Source organism: Rhizobacter sp. P2_D12, assembly GCF_056404395.1.
Map to the genome: position 1 here is coordinate 31,465 of NZ_JBFUEB010000024.1, position 19,730 is coordinate 51,194.

The window sequence follows — 19,730 nt, forward strand, 5'->3', positions numbered from 1 at the left end:
CTAAAGTGACTTGAAGTTTATCTTTTCGCATTCGTGCCGAACAATGCGCCCGCAAAGGAGCCAATCGAATGCACAGACATGCCATCCGGATGAAGCGGGCCGCCCTGCCATTCGCCGCAGCACTCGCGCTGTTCGCCGTTCGGGCGACGGCGGCGGAACCGACGGCGCAGCAACAGCTGTTCCGCGCCATCTACCAGGAGCTGGTCGAGATCAACACCACGGACTCGGAAGGCGACACCACCGTGGCGGCACAGGCGATGCACAAGCGGCTGCTCGACGCGGGGTTCAAGGCCGCCGAGGTCGAGGTCATCTCGCCCTTCCCGCGCAAGGGCAACCTGGTGGCGCGCTACAAGGGCAGCGGTGCGAAGAAACCCATGCTGCTGCTGGCCCACATCGACGTGGTCGAGGCCAAGCGCGGCGACTGGAAGACCGACCCGTTCAAGCTGCAGGAAAAGGACGGCACCTTCACCGCCCGCGGCAGCATCGACGACAAGGCGATGGCATCGATCTTCGTGTCGGTGCTGGGCCAGCTGAAGAAGGAGGGTTTCACGCCCAACCGCGACATCGTCCTCGCGCTCACGGCCGACGAGGAGAAGGGCGACTCCCCGGCGAACGGGGCCAGCTGGCTGCTGAAGAACCGGCGGGCGCTCGTCGAGGCCGAGTTCGGCATCAACGAGGGCGGACGCGGCGAGCTGAAAAACGGCAAGCCGCTCTCGCACATCGTCCAGATCGCGGAGAAGACCTATGTGCAGGCCGAGTTCGAGGCGACCGGCCCCGGCGGACACAGTGCGCGGCCGACGGTCGACAACACCATCTACGACCTGGCGGAGGCCTTGACACGGCTGCGCCAGTACCAGTTCCCGGTGAGGCTCAACGACGCGGCGCGCGTCTACTTCGCGCGCAGCGCCCCGCTGCAGTCCGGCCAGGTCGCCGACGACATGCGGCAAATGGCCCAGGCCAGCCCCGACCCGGCGGCCATCGACCGCCTGTCGAAGGTGTCGAGCATCGTCGGGCTGATGCGCACGACCTGCGTGGCCACGATGCTCAACGCCGGCCATGCGCCCAACGCGCTGGCGCAGAGCGCCAAGGCCAGCGTCAACTGCCGGCTGCTGCCGGACGAGGACTACGCCGGGGTCAGCCGCAAGCTCGCCGAGATCGCCGGCCCGAAACTCAAGGTGACGCTGATGCGCGAGGGCGAGACGGCGCCGGCCTCGCCGCTGCGCCCCGACGTGATCGGCCCCATCGAAGCGGTGAGCGCCGAGCTGTGGCCCGGTGTTCCGGTGATCCCGACGATGGGCGTGTCCACCACCGACAGCCGTCACTTCCGGGAAGTGGGCATCCCGATGTATGGCGTGTCCGGCCTGTTCGCCGACCCGCTCGACACCGGCGTGCACGGCTTGAACGAGCACATCGGCGTGCAGCAGCTGTACGACGGACGCGAGTTCATGTATCGGCTGATCAAGACGCTGGCGCAGTGACGGGAGACGCTACGTGGACGACTTCAGATCTCCAGGTTGCTGCTTGCGCTCGAAGATGCTGCCGCGGAGAGCTTGAACGACGGCGGCGGTAGGGATCGCAGCGAGCGCTGCTGCCACCCACGGTTGCCCTATCGTGCCCATCCAGATGGCGCCTGCGACGCAGACGAGGCAGACCAGGAATCCGCAAACCTGGCCGACCATGTCGCTGCGGAAGATCGCCCGAGCGGTGTATGCGTTCGTCGCGCTCTGCGCCTGCTGCGCAGCGATGTTTGCCTGCATCGCGTTCCGTTCCATTGAACGACGATGATCCTGTTCTTGCTCTGCCCAGAGGATGAGCTTGGCACCGGGCCTGGAATCAGTTGGTCGAACTGCTTGAGGATGTCCGGGTGCGGGATGTGCCCGGCGTACTCGCTCTGCTGAATGACGAGCTTCTGTTCGGACTGGACGAGACCCGGCCCCAGAACCTTACCCGCGGCCTGCGCGAGGTGTGTCTGACGAGGCTTGCTGATCTTGCTCATGCAGCTGAACCGCACGTCGCATCGAATGCCCGATGCCTACCCAGTCGGATGCCAGAGCTCGTGCGATATCTCTCCCAGCTGCTGGTGGCTCGACGAGTTGAACGCGAGGCAGCGGTGGCGCTTCGTTGTGCATGAACAGCGTGAAGGGTGAAGCAAGGCCGCGAATGAACCCGCGCTTGAAAGCCGCTGCCAGACTCGCCTCGAACTCGATCCTGAAACGCATGGCTTGGACTTCCCAATGTTAAGTTGCGTTGCAATTGTCTGCGCCATCGCAGGCGTTCAAAGCCAGCCTTCCTGCTCCGCCTTGACTTTCTCCCGCCCCATGTGCTCGCACAGCAGTCGAAGCGTGTCGGGCAGCCCAGGCCGCGCTCGCAGCCGTGCCAGCGTGGCCGGGTCGTGGTGCTCGTCCAGCGGCAAGGTCTGGCGGGTCGCCTCGAGCTGCTCGACCCCCATCAGCCAGGGTTCCCAGGGCAGGCCGCGCTGCTCCCACAGGCTGCCCGCCGTCAATGCGATCTCGACGCCCGCCGGGTCCGGATCGGCACTGATGCGCGCGGGGGCCGGCGCCAATTTCAGCAGCGCTTCCATCGCCGACAGCCACTCGCCCGGCGGACGCCCGGGCAACCACACCAGGCAGGCGTCGCCCTCGCGCTGCGCCGCCTGGCGCTCGAAACTCGCGCGGTTCTCGATCAGCCAGTAGTGCGCAGGCGGGCTGGCTTGCGTCAGCTTCAACAGGTCGCGCGCAGCCAGCCCGACGCAATGCAGCGCCTGCAGATCGCAACGGCGCTCCGATGCCCAGCTCAGGCTGATCGCACCGGCCAGCCACACCTGCTGCGCGAAACGCTCGATGCCCAGCGCCGGCAAGTCGACGTGCGCGTCGAGCCATTGCCACTCGGCGAGCGCCAGCGACTTGGTCTTGCCACGCGCCTGCAGCTCGAAGTCGCGCCGCGTGCCGGTGTGCTGCCCGTCCTGCCAGCGCGCCAGCGCCTGCAGCAGCTCGATCCGTTTGGCGAGCGTGGCGAGGTTCAATGCCGCGCCCGCCTCGGCCAGCCCCGCCGCGGCGGCGTGCAGCGCGTCATGGGGCAGCACCCAGCCGGCCAGGGTCTGCAGCATCTCGGCGCGCTCATCGCGACGCGACGCGAGCGTACCCAGCCCCAGCAGGCGCTTCAATTCGGCCAGGTGCAGCCAGGTGATCGATTGCCGCAGCCAGCTGTGCTTGCCCAGCCGGTCGGTGATGGCGATCCAGCCCTGCTTCAACAGCAGCGAAGCCAGGTCCTCGACCTCCTCGATCGTGGCCCGCGATTCCTCCGACTTCAACAACGGCAGCCATTGGCGCGTCTGGCTGTCGGAGCGCGCCCAGCGCGTCAGCATCTCGCGCTGCGGCAGCGTCATCAAGGGCAGGGCGGATGGCGCAACCGATCCCGGCACCCGGCGCTCGCGCAGCTTCGCGCCGAGGTAGGTGATGACCGGCTCGGCCGCTTCGCTCATGGCCGGGCGTCGGCCGGCGCGCGCCGCTGCAGCACGCCGATCGGCGGCGCCCAGCGCGCGCCCTTGGCCTTCTTCGACGTCACCAGCGTGATGTCCGCCGGCTCGAAGACCTCGACGTTGTGCGTGATCGGCGTGGTCAGCACGTACTGCGCCCGGGTCGACTTGAGGAAGTGCCCGACCAGCTGGATGTTGCGCACGTCGAGGTGGGCAAACGGCTCGTCGATGAAGACGAAGCCACCCGGCGTCTCGTCGTCCTTCATCAGGCCGACCAGCAGGATCAGCGACTTGATCACCTGCTGCCCGCCCGAGGCCTCGCCGTCGTTCAGCCCGATGCTGCCCTTGCCGTCGAAGTTGAAGTGCACCTTCAGCTCGGCCTGGCGCAGCACCGCGTCGTCGTTGTCCAGGTGCGGCAGTTCGGCGCTCACGTCCACCCCGGCCAGTTCGCCCAGCTCGGTGATGTTCTTGCGGTAGCGACGCACGGTGGCGCGCAGCACGTCGATGTAGCGCGCGCGGGCGTTGTCGACGGCCACGCGCGCGGCCTCGTTGCTGGCCTTGCGCTGGCCGAGCTGCTCATCCTGCAGGGCGACGGCGGCGCTCATCAGCGTCAGCTTTTCCTCGACGCTGGCATCGGTCTCCCAATGGCCCTGCGCCAGTTCGGCCTCGATCGATTCGTTGCGCAGCCGCGCCTGCGTGGCGTTGCCGTAGCGCTTGCGCAGCGCGGCGATCTGTGCGGCGGCGATCCAGCGTGCCGGGAACCTCGCCCTGTCCTGCCGCGATGCCGCGGTGCGGCTGCGCAGGCCGTCGTGGCGCTCGCTCCAGTCGCGCTGCTGCTGCGCGCTGCGCCACTCGCTGTCCTGCAGCCGCTTCTGCGCCTGCTCGTAGTGGTGCAGGGTGGTGCGCTGCGCCCCGACCGCCTCGGTGTGCTGGCGGTCCAGGTCTTGCCAGCGCTGGCTTGCCGCGGCCCGCACGCGCGTCAACTCCGGCAGGGCGTTGCGAGCCTGCGCGAATTCCTCGCTGCGCCGCGCCAGCTCCTGCACGGCCTGGTGGCCCTCGGCAGCGTGCTGCGCATCCTTGAGCTGTCGCTGCACCGCCTGCTGCTCCTGCGCGATGCGCGTGAGCTGCTCGTCGAGCTGCGACAGCCGCCGGTCGATCGACTGCCGGCGCGAGGCCAGCGCTGCAGCGCCGAACTGGTGCTCGCCCGGATCGACCCAGACGCTTCGGCCGCCGCGGCTGTCGCGGTGGTAGGCCTGCGGCGTGATCCACTCGCCGCCTTGCTTGACGCCCTGCGCCGTGCTGTCGACACGCTGGATGTGCGCCAGCTGCCGCAACAGCCAGCCGGGCGCCGCGGCGCTGAACTTCAGCACGCCGAGCAGGCTGCCGGCGGCCGGCTTGTCCGGTGCGGCCTCGGCCTCGGCGACCACGTAGTGCCGATAGCGCTCGCGCTCCGCCAGCGCGAGCGCCTGCGCTTCATCGGCCGCGCGCTGCAGCACGACCACCCAGCGCGCACCGCGCAGCACGCCCTCGGCGGCGTCGCGCCAGTGCCCGTCGGTGATCTCGATGACGTCGGCGAGCACGTGATGCGCGATGCCGGCGTCGTTCAGCGTTCTCTGGAAACGCGCCACGTCCGTCGGCCGCGGCGATTGGCGCTGGCCTTGCAGTTCGGCCATCGCGCGCGCGGCTTCTTCGCGCTGGTCGCCCAGGCGCTGCCAGTCGGTGGCGAGGGCCTGCTTGCGGGTCTCGAGTTGCTGCACCCGTTCGCCCAGCTGCGCGGCGTCGCCCTCGATGGCGGCGAGTCCTTCCAGCTCCTTGGCATGCTTGACGATGGCTTCCAGCGGCCGCTCGGCCTCGCGGGCCGACTCGAAGGCCAGCTTGGCGGTGTCGCGGTCGTGCTCGAGCCGATTCACCCGCTCGGCGTCCGCGGCCTGCGCTTCGAGCAGCGCCAGCAGCTGCGCCTTCAGCTCGGCGCGCTGGCGGCCGTCCTGCGCCATCTGCAGCCGGTGCCGGTGCAGCTCGCGCAGCTTGCCGGCGAGCTGCTCGCGCTCCTCGGCCCACGCCAGCACCGGGATCACCTCGGTGTTCAGCTGCTCGCGCTCGCGCAGCTTCAGCTGGTATTGCTGGTAGAGGTTGACGCGGGCTTCCAGCTCGGCACGCTGCGCGCGGCCATGCGCCAGTTCGCGCTCGGCGGCCTCGACCTCCTGGGCCAGCTGGTGCTGGTGGTTGCGTGCGTCTTCATAGCGATCGAGCACATCCTGGTCGCCGAAGACGTCGAACACCAGGCGCAGCAGCTCCTTGGGCGAGTACTCGCAGAGCCGGTCGGTCTGGCCCTGCTCCAGCGCCAGCACGCGGGCGATGGCGCGGCTCAGGCCGGCACCTTCGAGGCGGCGGCGCCAGTGCTCGATGCCGAGCCACTCCTTGTCGGCGCGCTCGATCAGCGACTCGATGGCGACGTCGCCGTCGACCATGATGTAGCGGCGCTGCCAGTCGCCGCCGTTGCGCTCGATGCGGCAGGCCAGCGTGACGGTGTCGGCATACAGCAGGCAGCGCGCGAAGGGGCGGTTCGAGGCCTGCCGCGTGCGCGGCCGGTTGTCTACGGTGGCGCGCAGCCAGGCGCTGTCGGCGTTGGCATGGCGGGCATAGGTCTTGTAGTTGCGGCCGCCCGAGCAGTCCAGGCCCAGCAGCGTGCGCATCGCATCGAGCAGCGTGGTCTTGCCCGAGCCGTTGGGGCCGGCGACGGTGACGATGGCGCCGTCCAGCGGCAGGGTCAGGCGCTGGCAGTAATCCCAGTGCAGCAGTTCGAGGCTTTGCAGGTGAAACATCGATCAGGTGCCTTCGGGGCCGGGGGCGGCTGCATCGCGGGTGCGTCCGAGCACGTCATGCAACGTGCCTTCGAGGATGCGGGGGGCGAGCACGTCGTAGTCGAGCAGCAGGTCGAGCAACGGTCCTTCGGCGATCTCGTCGCCGCGGTGCACGATGAAGCCGTGGTTGGCCAGCCGCTTCAGGTTGCCGTCGAGCCGGGTCTTCTTGCCCAGCTGCACGCCGAAGTCGGCCAGCAGCGACTTGTACGACACCACCGGGCTGACGCTGGCGGCGCTGGGCAGCGGCCGCGCGGTGTTGAACATCTCGTTCTGCCCGTCGGACTCGGGGCTGCTGGCGCGCGCGGCCTGGCGCTCGCGCTTGGGCAGCACGATCAGCGACCACAGCACGATCAGCAGCGAGACCGCGTCGCGCGGCAGGTCGATGTTGTTGTGGCTGTCCAGCCCGGCCTCGCCGAACACCGCGCTCTCGGCCGGGCGCAGCAGCGCCACGGTGACGTGGTCGGCGTAGATGTTGTCGACCAGGCGCAGGCCGACCTGGGCCAGGCGGTCTTGCACGGCCAGCCACAGGTCGGCGTCGATCAGCGCGCGCTTGACCGTCGGGTGCTGCCGCGGCAGCCAGCGGCGCGCCAGCAGCTCGGCCGCCAGCAGGGCCGCGTCGTCGAGAGGGGTCTTCATTCGGTTGCGGATCCGGTGGGTTCAAGGCGGGTCAGGCTGCCATCGCTGATCAGCGACACCTCGGCATCCTGCGCAGCCAGCAGCGCCGGCGTGAGCGCCATGCGCCAGGGGGCGCGGGCCAGTTCGCCGGTGGGGCTCTGGAGGGCCTGGGCCTGCGCGTCACCGAGCAAGGGCATCAGTTGCAGGCGGTAGGCGGCGTGGGCGAAGCGGCCGCCGAGGATGGCTTCGCTCAACGGGTGGTCGGCAGGGGCCTCGGGGGTGGCCCAGCGGCCGAGCAGCCCGATCAGTTGCCCCAGCTCCGGCGGCAGGCTCAGGATGTCGAGCGTGCCGGCGTCGGCCATCGTCGGCGGCGGCAGGCTGCTGCTGCGTTGCGGATCGGGCCGGTCGCGGTCGAACTCGCCTTCGGCCACGTCGAGCAGGTCGTGCTGCGTGACGAAGATCGGCCGCACGCCGATGGACAGTGCCTCGCCGATCAGGCCCGGCAGGTCGTGGTGGTGCTGCAGCCAGCTGCGCACGTCGGACGACGTGAGGCCGTTGCTGCCGAGCGTGACGCGCTGGCGGTCGGCCTGCTGCAGCGCGCGCGTGAACTGGCTGGCCATCGACAGCAGGCGCGCCTGGTCCTGGCCCAGCGCGCGGGCGGCCCGTTCGAGGCGCGGGCTGTCGTTGTGGTCCTGGATGATGGCCGACAGCGCCTGGCCGGCCTTGTCGACCAGGCTCAGTGCGCGGTCGAAGCGCGGCTGGGCCAGCCGCAGGCGGGCTTCGGAGCCGCTGGCGATGGCCTCGGCGAAGTCGTCGTGCAGGCGTGCCAGCTGCGCGTGCAGGTGCTGCAGCTGGCTGGCGTCGACCACGCCCAGCTGCTGCGAGCCCGCCACCTGGGCCAGCAGGCCGGAGAGTTCGTCGTCGCGCGGCGCGGCGGCCAGCGGTGCCAGCAGGGCCTGGGTCTGGTGGGCCAGCGGCGAGAGGTGATAGTCCTGTGCCGTGGCGTCCCACACCAGCAGGTCGAGATCGCGCAGGCGCTTCAGCGCGGCATCGAGCGGGTCGGGCAGCACGGCGTGGAACAGCTGGTTCACGTCGTCGCGCGAGAGCCGGCCCTGCGGTTGCGCCGCCAGTTCGAGAAAGCACCACAGGCGCAGCTTGACGAGCGCCGGGCTGCCGCTGAACAGGCCGCGCAACGCGTCGATGGCCGGCTGCTTCTGGCCGAGCACGAAGGACAGCGCATGTTCTTGCGGGTAGGCGGGGTCGCGGAAGAGGTCTTCGAACTGGACGACGTCGGCGGCGTCGGGGGTGAGCGGGGCCTCTTGCATCGGCGGGATTTTGCCTGATGGGGTGGCCTGCCGATCCGGGTGTGCCGGGTCTCTTTCTTGTTTCGCCGATTGCGGTTTGCGTTCGCCGGAACTATGTTTGTCCGACATGGCGCCGGCGCTGCCGGGCCATGCAGTGGCGCGAATGCGCCGCGGCTCGGATCGAGACACGGTGCTCGCGCGATCGAGGTCAGCAAACAACCTGCGCGGTTGGAAAGGAGTATCAAATGCTGGGCGAACGCATAGGCGAAGATACCGGCAAGGTCACCTCGCAACGGGTGCTCCCGGCCGCCAACGGAGCGCCGAGGATGGAGACCTCGTTCCACGCCGCCGGATCGATCTACGGCGTGGGGGCGAGCGACACGGGGACCTACGTGGCCACGATGCGGCCCGATGGCACGCTGTACGGCGAAGGCCAGGGCGTGTTGATGGGCAAGGGCGGCGAAGCGGCCACCTGGACCGGCCAGGGCATCGGCACGCTGAAGAAGGACGGCGCGATCAGCTACCGCGGCGCGTGCTACTACCAGAGTGCAGCACCGGCGTGGGCGCGGCTGAACGGCATCGTGGGGGTCTTCGAGTTCGAGGTCGATGCGCAAGGCAACACCAAGGGACAGCTCTGGGAATGGAAGTAGCCTGAACCTTGGCCTTTGGAGGGTGTGGATGACGCCCTCCCGAAGAAGCCTCCGGCTGTCGTGGTCGGAGGTTTTTCATTTTTACGATCGCTCGCGCTGATGGGCAGCGCGGCGCGCAGCGTTGACGAGAGCGGAAGCGCGGGTCAGTCCAGCCAAGGATTGCGCAGCGCTACATGCGCCTTTTCGTAGTCGTCGATGTCGCGAGTCACCACCGTCAGCGCGTGATGGAGTGCTGATGCAGCGATGATCAAGTCGGGTTGCGAAAAGGTGTGCCCGACTTTGCGCCCTTCCTCCACGAGCAGCCGCCACTTGAGCATGATGTCTTCGCTGATCGGAAGGACTCGGTTTTCGAACATGGGCCGCAACTTGTGGGTCAACCAGTCGTGCAGGTCCGCGCGCCGGTGCGCATCAGCGACCAGTTCAATGCCGAAACGAATCTCTGCGAGCGACACGGCGCTGACGAACAGGCTTTCCAGCGGTTGCTTTTCGATGAATGCGATCACCTTGCGGTTTGGTTTTGGGCGTCGCAGCTCCGACAGGATGTTCGTGTCGAGCAACCACCCGCTCACAGCTTCACATCCCTGACCGGCATGGGTGCACGACGGGTCGATTCGAGGTCGGTCTCGGGAGAGGGAGACGACTGCAGCGCATCGATCAGGGCGCGCCCTGTGCGAGCGCCCTGCAGGCGTCGGAAGTCATCGGCGGCAATGACGACCACTTCGTCGCGTCCGTGAATCGTGACGTGCTGCGGGCCTTCGCTGTGCACACGGCGCACCAGTTCGCTGAACCGCGCCTTGGCGTCCTGCAACACCCAATGTCCCGGCAGTGCTGAGGACCGTCCCTTCGAGTTCGAGATCTTGTTCATGGTGTCGATTTTGAGAATCTGGTCTGTCTGACCAGATTAGCATGCCGAAGCGGTGTATGGCCTCCGCGTGTAAGGTCCGATCGCGGCAACCCGACCTACGCGCTGCCGACCCGAAAGTTCACAGGAGTGCTGCCGTGAAGCCCGTTTCCATCCCATCCCGCCGCCGCATGCTGGCCGCCGCCACCTTGCTGGCCAGTGCCGGCGCCGTCGTCGCGCTGTCCGCCTTCGCCGGCGGCGACAACGCCGCTCGCATCGTCCCGCCCCTGTCCACTGCCCAGCCCGCTTCCACCGCGACGACCGAAACCGCCGTCCTCGCCGGCGGCTGCTTCTGGGGCGTGCAGGCCGTCTTCCAGCACGTCAAGGGCGTCACCGGCGCCGTCTCCGGCTATGCCGGCGGCGAGGCCGACACGGCCGTCTACGAAGCCGTCGGCACCGGTTCCACCGGCCATGCCGAGGCGGTGCAGGTCAGCTACGACCCCAAGGTGGTCAGCTATGCCCGCATCCTGCAGATCTATTTCTCGGTCGCGCACGATCCGACGCAGCTGAACCGCCAGGGCCCGGACACCGGCACGCAGTACCGCTCGGCCGTCTTCCCGCTCAACGACGACCAGGCGCGCGTCGCGAAGGCCTACATCGCCCAGCTCGACCAGGCGCGTACCTTCAAGTCGGCCCTGGTCACGCGCGTCGAGCCCGGTCGCCGCTTCTTCCCGGCCGAGGCCTACCACCAGGATTTCCTGGCCCGCAACCCGCGCCATCCGTACATCGTCTTCAACGACCTGCCCAAGCTCGACGACCTGAAGCGCCTGTTCCCCGAAGCCTGGCGTGCCGATCCGGTGCTGGTCGGCAAGGCGCTCGCCTCTTGAGCGGGCAACTTGAGCGGGCAAAAAAAAGCCAGCGGCACCGGGCCGCTGGCGGGATCAAAGTGGCAACTGCTTCGCCATCATACTGTATGAAACAACAGTTCTCTTGATGCAGACCATTCACAGATCTTTACCCCCCAGCCAATCCCGCTTCACCCCTGCTCGCGATCATTCATTCCATCGGCCCGAACCCCCGGACCTTGTTGGAGAACGACGATGAGCAACGTGACCACACTCGACGCGCTGAGCCGTGAAAAGCCGCGCGGCATCAAGCGCCTGCTGGGCGGCATGCTGCTGGCCGTGGCCGGCACGCTGGCCTTGTCGGCCTGGGCCCAGAACGAACCTCCGCACCCCGGCTACGGCGGCGGCGCCCGCATGCACCACGCCGCGATGGGCGGCCCCGGCATGTTCATGGGCCGGCCCGAGCAGATGAACCGCATGGTCGACCGCATGCTGGACGGCCTGGGCACCAGCGAGGCCCAGCGCACGCAGATCAAGCAGATCGTGCAGGCCGCCGCAGCCGACCTGAAGACCCAGCACGAGGCCGCTCGCGGCCTGCACGAAAAGGGCCTGCAGCTGCTCTCCGCCCCCACCATCGATGCAGCCGCCGTCGAATCGCTGCGCCAGCAGACCGAAGCCCAGCACGACCAGGCCAGCCGCCGCGTCACGCAAGGCCTGATCGACGTCGCCAAGGTGCTGACGCCCGAGCAGCGTGCCAAGCTGGCCCAGCGCATGAAGCTGCGCGAAGACGAACGCCGCGACCGCATGCAGCGCATGCAGAAGGAGCATCCGCCGCGCAAGTGACGGCCGTTCCATCCCGGTGCGAAACTTGTGATCTCATTCAGACCTTTCCATCTCTCCGGCTCGCGGCCCCAGGCCGCGGGCCCTTCGGCTTTTGCAGAGGCTGCGCCATCCATGACGTCCCGCGTGTTGTTGATCGATGACGATGCCCGCCTGTCGGCCATGGTGGGCGACTACCTGCGAGGCTCCGGCTTCGAGGTCGAAACCGCCGGCTCGCTGGCCGCCGGCCGCGAACGCCTCGCCGGCAGCCCCTACGACGCGCTGGTGCTCGACCTGATGCTGCCCGACGGCGACGGCCTCGACCTGTGCCGCGAACTGCGCGCCAACCCGCGCACCCGCCAGCTGCCGCTGCTGATGCTGACCGCGCGCGGCGAACCGATGGACCGCATCGTCGGCCTCGAGCTCGGCGCCGACGACTACCTGCCCAAGCCCTTCGAACCGCGCGAGCTGCTGGCGCGCGTCAAGGCGCTGCTGCGGCGCGCCACGCCGCCCGCGGTGGCCGACGAGGTGCTGCGCTTCGGCCGGCTCGAGATCGACCTCGGCGAACGCGTCGCCCGCCTGGGTGGCGCCACCTGCGACCTCACCAGCCACCAGTTCGACCTGCTGGTCGTGCTCGCGCAAAGCTCGGGCCGCGTGCTGTCGCGCGACCAGATCATGGACTTGCTGAAAGGCCACCCGCTGGAGGCCTTCGACCGGTCCATCGACGTGCACATCTCGCGCATCCGCGCCGTGATCGAGGACGATCCGAAGAACCCGCGCCGCGTGCTGACGGTGCGCGGCGCCGGCTACGTGTTCGCGAAGAAGCAGGACGCGGAGGGCGCCGACTGATGAGCCGGGAGGGCTGAGACCATGCGCACGCTGACGCTGCGGATCTACCTCACCGTGGTCACGGTGCTGCTGCTGTTCGCCTCCGGCTCGGCCTGGCTGTTCCAGCGTCACATCGAGGACGAGCGCGTGCGTGCCGACAACGTGCTGTCCGAACGCATGGCCGCCTGGGGCGACCTGATCCAGCGCTCGCTGCCGGGCGCCGAGTCGCCGCCCGAGGACCAGGCCCAGGCCTTGCGCGAATGGTCGCAGCGCTTGCGCCTGCCGCTCGCGCTCGACGATCCGCACGGCGACCGCATCTCGGCCTCCGACTCCTTCGTGCTGCGCCAGGGCGAAGGCCAGACGCGCAGCTTTCAGATCCACCTCGAGGACGGCCGCACGCTGTGGGTGCTGCGGCCCGGCCTGCGCCGCCCGCCGCCCGACGGGCGGCCCGATTTCGCGCCGCTGCCGCCCAACCTCCCGTTCGTGCCGCCGAGCTGGCAGCGCGGCGTCGGCACCATCGTCGTGCTGGTGCTGCTGTTCGTCGCGGTGGCCGCCGGCGCCTGGCCGGTGGTGCGGCGGCTGACGCGCCGGCTGCAGGCGCTCAAGCGCGGCGTCGAGCAGTTCGGGGCCGGCGAGCTGCACCACCGCGTCGAGGTCTCCGGCCGCGACGAGGTGGCCGCGGTGGCCACCAGCTTCAACCTCGCCGCCGAGCGCATCGAGGCGCTGGTGCGCTCGCACCAGTCGCTGCTGGCCAACGCGAGCCACGAGCTGCGCTCGCCGCTGGCCCGGCTGCGCATGGCGGTGTCGATGCTGGAAGACGCGACGCCCGATCAACGGCAACGGCTGCGGCGCGAGATCGACACCAACGTCGGCGAGCTGGACGCACTGGTCGAAGAGGTGCTGCTCGCCAGCCGGCTCGATGCCCAGAAGCAGCTCGACAAGCGCGAGCCGGTCGAGCTGCTGGCGCTGGCCGCCGTCGAAGGCTCGCGCTTCGGGGCCGTCGCCGACGGCGCCACCGTCACCGTGGCGGGCGATGAACGGCTGATCCGCCGCGCCTTGCGCAACCTGCTGGAAAACGCCCGCCGCTACGGCGGTGACGACATCACGATCGAGGTGCATGGCGCATCCGGCCGCGCCGTCGTGAAGGTGTGCGACCGCGGCCCCGGCGTGCCCGAGGGCTCGCGCGAGCGCATCTTCGAATCCTTCTACCGCCTGCCCGGCCATGCCGAGCAGGCCGGTGGCGTGGGCCTCGGGCTGAGCCTGGTCAAGCAGATCGCCGAGCGGCACGGTGGCAGCGTGCGCTGCGAAGCGCGCGAGGGCGGCGGCAGCTGCTTCGAGCTCAGCCTGCCGATGGCCTGATCAGGCGGCCTGCCTCACACCGATTTCTGGCGCCACAGCCAGATCAGGAAGGCACTCAGCCCGACCGCGGCCGACACCAGCCCTGCGGTACACGCCGACCAGAAGCCGACCGCGCCCTGCAGTGCCACCGGCGTCGTGCCCAGCGTGTTGAACGCGACGACGTAGCCGCCGCCGAGCCCGATGCCCCAGATCGCGAACGCGTAGATCAGCATCGGCACGGTCGCAAGCCGGTAGGCCCGCAGCACGAAGGACGCGATCGTCTGCGCCGCATCGGCGACGTGGAACACCGCCACCCAGGCCAGCAGCGGCATCGCCGCGGCGATGATGGTCGCATCGCGCGTGTACGCCCCCAGCACTGCCTCGCGCGCCAGGTACACCGCCGAGCCCARCACCGCCGCGATCGCCATGCCGATCAGCAGGCTGTGCCAGCCGATGCGGCGCGCGTCCGCCGCGTCGTGCGCGCCGATGCGTTGCGCCACCAGCGTGCCGGCGGCATTGGCCAGTGCCAGCGGCAGCATGAACATCAGCGAGATCAGGTTGGCCGCCAGCTGGTGGCCGGCCACCGCGGTGCTGCCGATGCGCGAGATGAAGAAGGCCATGAAGGTGAAGCCGGTCACCTCGATCAGGATCGAGCCGCCCATCGGGATGCCCAGGCGCAGCAGCGCGGCCAGGCTCGCGCGGTCGGGCGGCGGGAACGGATGGCCGCGCAGGCCGAAGTCGGCATAGAAGCGGTCGCGCCTGAGCACCTGCCAGCCGGCCGCGAGCTGCAGCCACATCACGATCGCCGTCGCGACGCCGCAGCCGGCCGCGCCCAGCGCCGGCACCTCCACCGGACCGAGCGTGAAGCCGAAGATCAGCGCCGCATTCAGCGGCAGCTTCGCCATCAGCGCGCCCAGCTGCAGCAGCATCACGGTGGCGGGGCGCGAGATCGCGGTGTTGAAGCCGCGGAACGCGGTGAACATCAGGGCCGGCGGCAGCGCGAACGCGAGCGCGCCCAGGTAGCCGCGCACGCGCTCGGCCACCTCGGGCGAGGCATGCGCCAGCGCCAGGAAGGGCTGCGGCATCAGCAGCAGCGCACAGCCGGGGATGGCCAGCAGCAGCGACAGCCACACCGCCTGCTGGAACTGCCGGCCGGCGCCGGGCAGGTCGCGCGCGCCGAACAGCTGGCCGGCCACCGGCCCGATCGCCAGCACGATGCCCATCAGGCCGACGAAGATCGTGATGTAGGTGGCGCCGCCGATGGCCAGTGCCGCCAGGTCGAGCGCGGTGTGGCGCGCCACCATCACGGTGTCGGCCGTGCTGAAGGCCAGCACCGCGAGCTGGCCGACGAACACCGGCCAGGCCAGGCGCCCGATGCGGCCGGCGCTGCCCCACAGGCCGTGGCCGCTCACGCGGGGGTCTCGCCGCCGGCCGGCTGCGTGGGTTGCGGTGGATGCAGCACGCGTTCGGCGTAGCGGTTGAAGCGCCAGGCCGTGCCTTCCATCGTGATGCGTCGCCAGGTGATGCGCTTCTCGGCCGGCGTCATCTCGGTCCACAGCTGCACCTCGTCGAAGGTGCGGCCGCAGCCCTTGCAGACGTCGTCGCCCTGGCTGGTCGAGCAGATCGCGATGCACGGTGCATCGGGCGTGCTGGCATACCAGTCCAGCCAGGCGTCGCGGGCCTTGGCCGGCATCGAGGCCTCGTCGCACTCGCTCTCGTGGTAATACACCAGCAGCGCGTACACCTCGGCCAGCGCCAGCACCTGCGGGCAGGCGGTGATGCCGTCGGGCGACGGGCTTCGATCGCGCCACCAGTTGATGGCGGACTCGATGTCGGTGATGTGGATGGCGGCCATGGACATGCTCTGCGGGGGGCAGAGCATAGCGCGGCTCGCTAGTCCTGCGCTGCCGCCAGGGCCGCCAGCGCGGCTTCGACGACGGCGCGCTCGGCCGTCAGGTCCACCGGCGCGCCGGCCAACGCGGCCGCGCCTTCGGTCTTCAGCCGCTTGACCCAGCTGCCGGCCTCGCGACCTTCGGCGATGCCGCGGCTTTGCAGCAGCACGCTGTTGTCGGATGCGCTGAGCTTGAAATAGAACAGGCCGTCGGCTTCGCGGTACTGCTTGAAGACGGGCAGGGCGGGCTTGCCGGTGGTCGGTGAATCCGCGTGGCCGGCCCGGGTCGCCAGTGCAGTCATCGGACGCAGGCCGACCGCCTTGCGCAGCTCGGCCAGGAACGGCGTCGCCACCGCGCGCGCCTTGCGGGCACCGACCAGCAGCGCCTCTTCGATGCGCTCGGGGTGTGCCATCAGATCGGCATAGTGCGCGCGCATCGGGCCGACGTGCGCCTCGATCAGCTCGACCAGCCGCTGCTTCGCATCGCCCCAGCCCAGGCCGGCGCGCAGCTCGTCGCGGAAGGCCTTGCGCTGCTCCGTGGTCGCGAACGCGTCGTACAGCGTCACCAGCGGTGCACCGTCCGGATCCTTGGGCTCGCCCGGCAGGCGCGAATCGGTCACGATGCGCGCGATCGCTTCCTTCAGGCCCTTGGCGCCGCCCTCGAACAGCGGGATCGTGTTGTCGTAGCTCTTCGACATCTTGCGGCCGTCCAGCCCGGGCAGCATCGCGACGTCCTCGTCGACCTGGGCCTGCGGCAGCACGAACAGGTCGCGGCCCTGGCCGAACAGGTGGTTGAAGCGCTGCGCGACGTCGCGCGTCATCTCCAGGTGCTGGACCTGGTCGCGCCCGACCGGCACGCGGTGCGCGTTGAACAGCAGGATGTCGGCCGCCATCAGGATCGGGTAGCTGTACAGCCCCATCGTGATGCCGGCATCCAGGTCTTCGCCCAGGGCTTCGTTGGCATCGGTCGCGGCCTTGTAGGCGTGGGCGCGGTTCATCTGCCCCTTGGCCGTCACGCAGGTCAGCAGCCAGGTGAGCTCGGACGTCTCGGGGATGTCGCTCTGGCGGTAGAACGTGACGCGCTGCGGGTCGAGCCCGGCGGCCAGCCAGGTGGCGGCGATCTCCAGGCGCGAGCGCTCGATGCGGTCGGGCTCGTCGCACTTGATCAGCGCGTGGTAGTCCGCCAGGAAGAGGAAGCTTTCGACGCCGGGTTCGCGGCTGGCCGCGATGGCCGGGCGGATCGCGCCGACGTAGTTGCCGAGGTGGGGGGTGCCGGTCGTGGTGATGCCGGTGAGCACGCGTTGCGTCATGGTGGCGTGCATTGTAGGTGGGGCCTCTCGGGCCCTGTCGCCGCGCCGCCACTACACTGCCGGCCGATGAAACGCATCGTGATCCTGATCTCCGGCCGCGGCACCAACATGGAGGCCATCGTGCAGGCCTGCGCCGCCGAAGGCTGGCCGGCACGCGTGGCGGCGGTGATCAGCAACCGGCCCGATGCGGCCGGCCTGGCCTTCGCGCGCGAGCGCGGCATCGCGACCGTGGCGGTCGATCACAAGCTGTTCCTGCAGCGCGAGGCCTTCGACGCCGCGCTGGCCGCCGCGATCGACGGCTTCCGCCCCGACGTGCTGGTGCTGGCCGGCTTCATGCGCATCCTGGGCGACGGCTTCGTGCAGCGCTTCGCGGGGCGCATGGTCAACGTGCATCCGTCGCTGCTGCCGGCCTTCACCGGCCTGCACACGCACCGGCGCGCGATCGAGGCGGGCTGCAAGGCGGCCGGTGCGACCGTGCATTTCGTGACCCCGGCGCTGGACCACGGGCCGATCATCGCGCAGGCCGTCGTGCCGGTGCTGCCGGGCGACAGCGAGGCCACGCTCGCCGCGCGCGTGCTCGAACGCGAGCACCTGATGTACCCGCGCGCCGTGCGCTGGCTGGTGCAGGACCTGCTGCGGGTCGACGGCGACGTCGTCACGCACACCGGCGGCGAATCGCAGCTGCTGTAGACGGGGGGCGGCGCTCAGAACAGGCTGGCCGCGGTGTTGACCGCCATCGCGAGGATCGCGGTGTTGAACCCGAAGGACAGCAGCGATTGCACGATCACGACGCGCCGCATCGAGGTCGTCGTGACCACGATGTCGGAGGTCTGGGATGCCACCGCGATCGTGAACGAGAAGTACAGGAAGTCGCCGTAGCGGCGCGGCGCCTTCGCATCGCCCGGGAAGCCGAGGCCGCCGTTGGCCTCGTGGGTGAAATACGTGCTTGCGTAGCTGAGTGCGAACAGCGTCGGCAGCAGCAGCCAGCAGCCGGTCACCGTCGCCAGCGCGAACGCGACGTGGGCCCAGGCATCGCGCGGCGACGCGCCTTTGGCGCCGCTCAGCTCGAAGCCGATCGCCGCGACGCTCGCGATGACGGCCACGATCGCGATGCCCAGCACGACGGCGTGGCCCTCGGCCTGCGCGACCGCGGTGCGGTGCAGGTGCTGGTGGTCGGCGCGCGCCATGATCCAGAACACCTGCAAAAGGTAGAGCCACACGGCGGTGTTCCAGCCCAGCAGCAGGTGGGTCATGCCGCGATCCCCGGCCGGCGCGAGCGCTGCGACCACCGCCCCGGCGGCCACCGAGATCAGCAGGTGCGGGCGCGCGCGGACCTGCGCCAGCAGCGTTTTCATGGTTCGGCGAGGCGCTCGAAGCGCGGGCGCACGACGCCGTCGACCTGCACCGTCTCGACGAACATCTCGAACGGCCGCACCCACCAGCCGGTGTCGTTGTAGAGCGGGCGGTAGACCACCATCGCGGCCAGCGTCTCGCTGTGGCGCGCGACGCCGATCACCTCGTAGTCGCCGCCCTTGTAGTGCCGGTAGCGGCCGAAAGGCAGGGTCGGAAGCGGCGGCAGATCGGGTTCGTCCATCCCGGCAAGGATAATCGCGGGATGCATCCGAACGCCTTGCTCGAACTCGCCACTGAACTGTTGCACCGCGTGCTGCGATTCGACACCCCCGCCGACAGCGTCGTGTCGGCCTTCTTCAAGGAGCACCGCGTGCTCGGTGCGCGCGAGCGCCACACGCTGGCCGAGACCACCTACACCGTGCTGCGCAAGCGCCTGCTGTTCCAGCACCTCGCGCAGTCGGGCAAGGGCGAGATGGAGCGGCGCCTTGCGCTGCTGGGCTGGCAGGGCAACGAAGGTTTCCTGCGCGCCGCGATGAACGACTTCGAGCAGCACTGGCTGCCCAAGGTGCAGGCGGTCGACACGGCCGCGCTGCCCGACAAGCTGCGCCACAACCTGCCCGAGTGGCTGGCCGAGCGCCTGCAGGCCGCGCTGGGCGACGAGTTCTGGCCGCTGGTGAACAGCCTGAACGACAGCGCGGCGTTGGACCTGAGGGTCAACACCTTCAAGGCCAAGCGCGAAGACGTGCAGGCGGCGCTGGCCGCCAAGGGCATCGACGCCCAGCCGACGCCTTACTCGCCCTGGGGGCTGCGCATCCAGGGCAAGCCGGCCGTGAACAAGCTGGAGGTGTTCACCGCCGGCGACGTGGAGGTGCAGGACGAGGGCAGCCAGCTGCTGTCGCTGATCACCGATGCGAAGCGCGGCGAGATGGTGGTCGATTTCTGCGCCGGGGCCGGCGGCAAGACGCTGGCGCTGGGCGCGGCGATGCGCAACACCGGGCGGCTGTACGCCTTCGACACCTCCGGCCACCGGCTGGCGGCGCTGAAGCCGCGGCTTGCGCGCAGCGGGCTGTCGAACGTCTACCCGGTGCAGATCGCGCACGAGCGCGACGAGCGCATCAAGCGGCTGGCCGGCAAGATCGACCGCGTGCTGGTCGACGCGCCGTGTTCGGGGCTGGGCACGCTGCGCCGCAATCCCGACCTGAAATGGCGCCAGTCGCCCGAGTCGGTGGAGGAGCTGAAGGCCAAGCAGACCGCCATCCTCGACAGCGCGGCGCGGCTGCTGAAGCCGGGTGGCCGGCTGGTCTACGCCACCTGCAGCCTGCTGGAGGCCGAGAACGAGGGCATCGCCCAGGCCTTCACCGAAGCGCACCAGCGCGAGTTCGCGCCGCTCGACGCCGCGGTCGCGCTCGAAAAGGCGCACGCCGGCTCGCCGGGCGAGCTTGTCAGCAATGGTTTCGTGCGCCTGTGGCCGAACCGGCATGCCACCGACGGATTTTTCGCCGCCGTCTGGGAGCGCAAATAGATCTCCGGAGTGAGTGAGCGCAAACAAGCTCGCGCTTGAATTCCGTCAAAACGCTGCCAACTCAGGAACTGCAGGGTG

At 69.6% G+C, this 19,730-nt stretch carries 20 protein-coding genes; 8 read left to right on the top strand and 12 right to left on the bottom strand.

Features of this window, described 5'->3' with window-relative positions; genetic code table 11:
* The first annotated feature begins 68 nt into the window (after window positions 1–68).
* Window positions 69–1,478 (top strand): M20/M25/M40 family metallo-hydrolase, encoded by a 1,410-nt coding sequence (locus AC1DYN_RS10695; RefSeq protein ID WP_477959157.1) that lies wholly within the window; start codon window positions 69–71, stop codon window positions 1,476–1,478.
* 9 nt (window positions 1,479–1,487) lie between these two features.
* Here the strand turns inward: AC1DYN_RS10695 and AC1DYN_RS10700 are convergent, their stop codons facing one another.
* From AC1DYN_RS10700 to AC1DYN_RS10720, 5 genes are all read right to left on the bottom strand, one after another.
* Window positions 1,488–1,757, bottom strand: a complete 270-nt coding sequence (locus AC1DYN_RS10700) for a hypothetical protein (RefSeq protein WP_477959158.1) — start codon at window positions 1,755–1,757, stop codon at window positions 1,488–1,490.
* Window positions 1,758–2,275: 518 nt separating this feature from the next.
* A complete protein-coding gene (locus AC1DYN_RS10705) occupies window positions 2,276–3,481 on the bottom strand; it encodes a toprim domain-containing protein (RefSeq protein WP_477959160.1) in 1,206 nt (401 codons plus the stop codon).
* Window positions 3,478–6,297, bottom strand: a complete 2,820-nt coding sequence (locus AC1DYN_RS10710; RefSeq protein ID WP_477959162.1) for an ATP-binding protein — start codon at window positions 6,295–6,297, stop codon at window positions 3,478–3,480. Before AC1DYN_RS10710 ends, AC1DYN_RS10705 begins: the two co-directional genes overlap by 4 nt.
* 3 nt (window positions 6,298–6,300) lie before the next feature.
* Window positions 6,301–6,972 (bottom strand): hypothetical protein, encoded by a 672-nt coding sequence (locus AC1DYN_RS10715; protein ID WP_477959164.1) that lies wholly within the window; start codon window positions 6,970–6,972, stop codon window positions 6,301–6,303.
* Window positions 6,969–8,276, bottom strand: a complete 1,308-nt coding sequence (locus tag AC1DYN_RS10720) for a hypothetical protein (protein ID WP_477959166.1) — start codon at window positions 8,274–8,276, stop codon at window positions 6,969–6,971. The genes AC1DYN_RS10715 and AC1DYN_RS10720 overlap by 4 nt, the downstream gene beginning before the upstream one ends.
* A 305-nt stretch (window positions 8,277–8,581) precedes the next feature.
* On the opposite strand from AC1DYN_RS10720, the gene AC1DYN_RS10725 reads away from it, so the two are divergent.
* Window positions 8,582–8,905 (top strand): hypothetical protein, encoded by a 324-nt coding sequence (locus AC1DYN_RS10725; protein WP_477959168.1) that lies wholly within the window; start codon window positions 8,582–8,584, stop codon window positions 8,903–8,905.
* A 143-nt stretch (window positions 8,906–9,048) separates the two neighbouring features.
* Here AC1DYN_RS10725 and AC1DYN_RS10730 read toward each other — a convergent pair whose 3' ends face one another.
* Together AC1DYN_RS10730 and AC1DYN_RS10735 are read right to left on the bottom strand one after the other, a co-directional pair.
* The gene (locus tag AC1DYN_RS10730) at window positions 9,049–9,462 is read right to left on the bottom strand and encodes a type II toxin-antitoxin system VapC family toxin (protein ID WP_477959170.1); all 414 of its coding nucleotides are present in this window, start codon (window positions 9,460–9,462) and stop codon (window positions 9,049–9,051) included.
* An 8-nt stretch (window positions 9,463–9,470) separates the two neighbouring features.
* On the bottom strand, window positions 9,471–9,770 hold the full coding sequence (locus tag AC1DYN_RS10735; RefSeq protein ID WP_477959172.1) for a type II toxin-antitoxin system Phd/YefM family antitoxin: 300 nt from the start codon (window positions 9,768–9,770) through the stop codon (window positions 9,471–9,473).
* A gap of 167 nt (window positions 9,771–9,937) precedes the next feature.
* Between AC1DYN_RS10735 and msrA the strand changes: the two genes are divergently transcribed.
* The 4 genes from msrA (at window position 9,938) to AC1DYN_RS10755 (ending at window position 13,597) form a co-directional block, all read left to right on the top strand.
* Window positions 9,938–10,633, top strand: a complete 696-nt coding sequence (gene msrA / locus AC1DYN_RS10740; RefSeq protein WP_477959224.1) for a peptide-methionine (S)-S-oxide reductase MsrA — start codon at window positions 9,938–9,940, stop codon at window positions 10,631–10,633.
* 213 nt (window positions 10,634–10,846) lie between these two features.
* Entirely contained in the window at window positions 10,847–11,434 is a 588-nt protein-coding gene (locus tag AC1DYN_RS10745; RefSeq protein WP_477959174.1) for a Spy/CpxP family protein refolding chaperone, read from the top strand.
* A gap of 111 nt (window positions 11,435–11,545) precedes the next feature.
* Window positions 11,546–12,259 (top strand): response regulator, encoded by a 714-nt coding sequence (locus AC1DYN_RS10750; protein WP_477959176.1) that lies wholly within the window; start codon window positions 11,546–11,548, stop codon window positions 12,257–12,259.
* 21 nt (window positions 12,260–12,280) lie between these two features.
* Window positions 12,281–13,597: a sensor histidine kinase gene (locus AC1DYN_RS10755; protein WP_477959178.1), complete on the top strand. Its 1,317-nt coding sequence runs from the start codon at window positions 12,281–12,283 to the stop codon at window positions 13,595–13,597.
* 14 nt (window positions 13,598–13,611) lie between these two features.
* Here the strand turns inward: AC1DYN_RS10755 and AC1DYN_RS10760 are convergent, their stop codons facing one another.
* Genes AC1DYN_RS10760 through AC1DYN_RS10770 form a run of 3 tightly spaced genes read right to left on the bottom strand, consistent with a single transcriptional unit; the run spans window position 13,612 to window position 16,777 of the window.
* On the bottom strand, window positions 13,612–14,988 hold the full coding sequence (locus tag AC1DYN_RS10760) for an MATE family efflux transporter (RefSeq protein ID WP_477959180.1): 1,377 nt from the start codon (window positions 14,986–14,988) through the stop codon (window positions 13,612–13,614).
* On the bottom strand, window positions 14,985–15,431 hold the full coding sequence (locus AC1DYN_RS10765) for a DUF3717 domain-containing protein (RefSeq protein WP_477959182.1): 447 nt from the start codon (window positions 15,429–15,431) through the stop codon (window positions 14,985–14,987). The genes AC1DYN_RS10760 and AC1DYN_RS10765 overlap by 4 nt, the downstream gene beginning before the upstream one ends.
* Window positions 15,432–15,469: 38 nt before the next feature.
* Window positions 15,470–16,777, bottom strand: coding sequence for a tryptophan--tRNA ligase (locus AC1DYN_RS10770; protein ID WP_477959184.1), 1,308 nt, complete (start codon window positions 16,775–16,777; stop codon window positions 15,470–15,472).
* 66 nt (window positions 16,778–16,843) lie between these two features.
* On the opposite strand from AC1DYN_RS10770, the gene purN reads away from it, so the two are divergent.
* Entirely contained in the window at window positions 16,844–17,467 is a 624-nt protein-coding gene (gene purN, locus AC1DYN_RS10775) for a phosphoribosylglycinamide formyltransferase (protein ID WP_477959186.1), read from the top strand.
* A gap of 14 nt (window positions 17,468–17,481) precedes the next feature.
* Here the strand turns inward: purN and AC1DYN_RS10780 are convergent, their stop codons facing one another.
* Entirely contained in the window at window positions 17,482–18,132 is a 651-nt protein-coding gene (locus AC1DYN_RS10780; RefSeq protein ID WP_477959188.1) for a DUF1345 domain-containing protein, read from the bottom strand.
* The gene (locus AC1DYN_RS10785) at window positions 18,129–18,371 is read right to left on the bottom strand and encodes a DUF1653 domain-containing protein (RefSeq protein WP_477959190.1); all 243 of its coding nucleotides are present in this window, start codon (window positions 18,369–18,371) and stop codon (window positions 18,129–18,131) included. Before AC1DYN_RS10785 ends, AC1DYN_RS10780 begins: the two co-directional genes overlap by 4 nt.
* Window positions 18,372–18,392: 21 nt before the next feature.
* Here AC1DYN_RS10785 and AC1DYN_RS10790 point away from each other — a divergent pair, with 21 nt between their 5' ends.
* Window positions 18,393–19,652 (top strand): RsmB/NOP family class I SAM-dependent RNA methyltransferase, encoded by a 1,260-nt coding sequence (locus AC1DYN_RS10790; protein ID WP_477959192.1) that lies wholly within the window; start codon window positions 18,393–18,395, stop codon window positions 19,650–19,652.
* Window positions 19,653–19,730 lie beyond the last annotated feature (78 nt).

Excerpts from the sequence above, each read along its gene's own strand:
- AC1DYN_RS10765 (WP_477959182.1), bottom strand. The coding sequence starts at position 15,431 with ATGGCCGCCATCCACATCACCGACATCGAGTCCGCCATCAACTGGTGG.
- AC1DYN_RS10755 (WP_477959178.1), top strand. The coding sequence starts at position 12,281 with ATGCGCACGCTGACGCTGCGGATCTACCTCACCGTGGTCACGGTGCTG.
- AC1DYN_RS10695 (WP_477959157.1), top strand. The coding sequence starts at position 69 with ATGCACAGACATGCCATCCGGATGAAGCGGGCCGCCCTGCCATTCGCC.
- AC1DYN_RS10770 (WP_477959184.1), bottom strand. The coding sequence starts at position 16,777 with ATGACGCAACGCGTGCTCACCGGCATCACCACGACCGGCACCCCCCAC.
- AC1DYN_RS10725 (WP_477959168.1), top strand. The coding sequence starts at position 8,582 with ATGGAGACCTCGTTCCACGCCGCCGGATCGATCTACGGCGTGGGGGCG.
- AC1DYN_RS10705 (WP_477959160.1), bottom strand. The coding sequence starts at position 3,481 with ATGAGCGAAGCGGCCGAGCCGGTCATCACCTACCTCGGCGCGAAGCTG.
- msrA (WP_477959224.1), top strand. The coding sequence starts at position 9,938 with ATGCTGGCCGCCGCCACCTTGCTGGCCAGTGCCGGCGCCGTCGTCGCG.
- AC1DYN_RS10745 (WP_477959174.1), top strand. The coding sequence starts at position 10,847 with ATGAGCAACGTGACCACACTCGACGCGCTGAGCCGTGAAAAGCCGCGC.
- AC1DYN_RS10750 (WP_477959176.1), top strand. The coding sequence starts at position 11,546 with ATGACGTCCCGCGTGTTGTTGATCGATGACGATGCCCGCCTGTCGGCC.
- AC1DYN_RS10700 (WP_477959158.1), bottom strand. The coding sequence starts at position 1,757 with ATGCAGGCAAACATCGCTGCGCAGCAGGCGCAGAGCGCGACGAACGCA.
- AC1DYN_RS10710 (WP_477959162.1), bottom strand. The coding sequence starts at position 6,297 with ATGTTTCACCTGCAAAGCCTCGAACTGCTGCACTGGGATTACTGCCAG.
- purN (WP_477959186.1), top strand. The coding sequence starts at position 16,844 with ATGAAACGCATCGTGATCCTGATCTCCGGCCGCGGCACCAACATGGAG.
- AC1DYN_RS10790 (WP_477959192.1), top strand. The coding sequence starts at position 18,393 with ATGCATCCGAACGCCTTGCTCGAACTCGCCACTGAACTGTTGCACCGC.
- AC1DYN_RS10735 (WP_477959172.1), bottom strand. The coding sequence starts at position 9,770 with ATGAACAAGATCTCGAACTCGAAGGGACGGTCCTCAGCACTGCCGGGA.
- AC1DYN_RS10720 (WP_477959166.1), bottom strand. The coding sequence starts at position 8,276 with ATGCAAGAGGCCCCGCTCACCCCCGACGCCGCCGACGTCGTCCAGTTC.
- AC1DYN_RS10785 (WP_477959190.1), bottom strand. The coding sequence starts at position 18,371 with ATGGACGAACCCGATCTGCCGCCGCTTCCGACCCTGCCTTTCGGCCGC.
- AC1DYN_RS10780 (WP_477959188.1), bottom strand. The coding sequence starts at position 18,132 with ATGAAAACGCTGCTGGCGCAGGTCCGCGCGCGCCCGCACCTGCTGATC.
- AC1DYN_RS10715 (WP_477959164.1), bottom strand. The coding sequence starts at position 6,972 with ATGAAGACCCCTCTCGACGACGCGGCCCTGCTGGCGGCCGAGCTGCTG.